The 1,940-nt window shown below is 57.5% G+C and carries 2 pseudogenes; both read left to right on the forward strand.

The annotated features are described in order from the left end of the window. Positions 1 to 943, forward strand: a pseudogene (locus RR877_RS10485) (alpha-1,4-glucan--maltose-1-phosphate maltosyltransferase); the annotation flags it as partial. Then, positions 943 to 1,940 (forward strand): annotated as a pseudogene (locus RR877_RS10490) (1,4-alpha-glucan branching enzyme); the annotation flags it as partial. The pseudogenes RR877_RS10485 and RR877_RS10490, both read left to right, overlap by 1 nt.

The following is a 1,940-nucleotide window of genomic DNA, read 5'->3' on the forward strand; positions in this document are numbered from 1 at the left end:
CATCTACCCCATCAACTTCGACAACGATCCTGAAGGCATTCGTGCCGAGGTGTTGCGTGTGGTGCTGTTCTGGATTTCCAAGGGCATCAACATTTTCCGCGTGGACAACCCCCACACCAAGCCCGTTGATTTCTGGGAATGGCTGATCAAGACCGTCAATGCCCAGCACCCTGACGTCATCTTCCTCGCTGAAGCATTCACACGCCCGGCCATGATGCAGGCACTGGCCAAGGTGGGCTTCCAGCAGTCCTACTCGTATTTCACATGGCGCAACACCAAGTGGGAGCTGGAAGAGTTTTTCCGTAGCATCTCAGGCGAGACCGCCGACTTCATGCGCCCGAACCTGTTCGTGAACACTCCCGACATCTTGACGGAATACTTGCAGTTCGGTGGCCCTGCCGCGTTCACGATTCGTGCAACGCTGGCCGCCACCGCTGCCCCACTCTGGGGTGTGTACACCGGATTTGAACTCTTCGAATCTGTGGCGCGTCCCGGCGCTGAGGAATATATCGATAACGAGAAGTTCGAATACAAGATGCGCGACTGGGCAGCCATTGAGAAGGAAGGCACCTCGCTCGCGCCTTTCCTCACGAAGCTCAACGAGATCCGCGCGGAACACCCTGCTCTGCGTCAGCTGCGCAACATCACCATCCAGCGCACCGATGATGACGCCATCTTGGCTTACAGCAAGCACCTGGATGCCCAGTTCACGGGCACCGGAAAGAACGACACCATCATTGTTGTGGTCAACACGGATCCACACTCGGTGCGCGAAACAACTGTTCATCTCGACTTGACCACCTTGGGTGCCCAGCACGGTGATTCCATCACCGTGACCAACTTGGTCACGGGCGTGGAATGGGTGTGGGGTGCCGATAACTATGTGCGCCTGGATCCGTTCACCGAGCCTGTCCACATCTTGCACGTGAGCAAGGTGAACTGATGACTGAGAAGAAGCCAACCAAAAAAGCAGCTCCGAAACATGCTGCAGAGAAGACACCAACTGTGAAGAAAACCCCGAGCAAGAAGACCAAGGGCGCTACCGAATGGCACACTCCCTCTCTCGATGATGGTCTTCTGGCCTGGGTTGCTCAGGGCAGCCACTACGACCCCCACAGTGTCTTGGGTCAACACCTCATCCCTGTAGAAGGCTCCAAAGACTCCGTCACCGTCATTCGCACGCGACGACCTTTGGCAAGCGAAGTTATTGCCATCTTGGGTTCCAAGGCCCGGATTGAGCTTTCCCATGCCGGCCACGGCATCTGGGAAGGTGCACACACCCTCGGTCTGCAGGATTATGTCATTGAGACCCGCTATCCCGACGGTGCTGAGTGGATTGCTGAAGACGGTTACCGCTTCACTCCGACCGTGGGTGAACTCGACCTGCACCTCATCCGCGAAGGCCGTCACGAGCGCCTCTGGGAAGTCCTCGGTGCCCGTTACATCGGTCATGGCGGCGTCAAGGGCACCGTTCAAGGAACGGCATTTGCGCTCTGGGCACCCAACGCAAAGGCAGTGCGCGTCAAGGGAACCTTCAACGGTTGGAACGGCGAAGGCCACTCTATGCGCTCACTGGGCGCCAGTGGTGTGTGGGAGCTGTTTGTTCCCGATGTTCACCCCGGTGAGACCTACAAGTTTGAAATCTTGACTCAGGCCGGTCACTGGGTGGAGCGTGCTGACCCGATGGCCCGCCAAACCGAGTGCCCACCACTGACTGGCTCCATCATTGCTCACTCCAACTACAAGTGGGGCGACAAAAAGTGGATTACCAAGCGCGATAAGACCAAGGCGCACGAAGCTCCCATGAGTATTTACGAACTGCACGTGGGTTCATGGCGTCAGGGCCTCTCCTACCGTGAGCTCGCCGATGACCTCATTGGTCACGTGCTGGAGACGGGCTTCACCCACGTGGAGTTCATGCCACTTGCCGAGCACCCCTA

It is taken from the genome of Aurantimicrobium sp. (genome assembly GCF_036667855.1).
In the GTDB taxonomy this organism is placed as follows: domain Bacteria; phylum Actinomycetota; class Actinomycetes; order Actinomycetales; family Microbacteriaceae; genus Aurantimicrobium.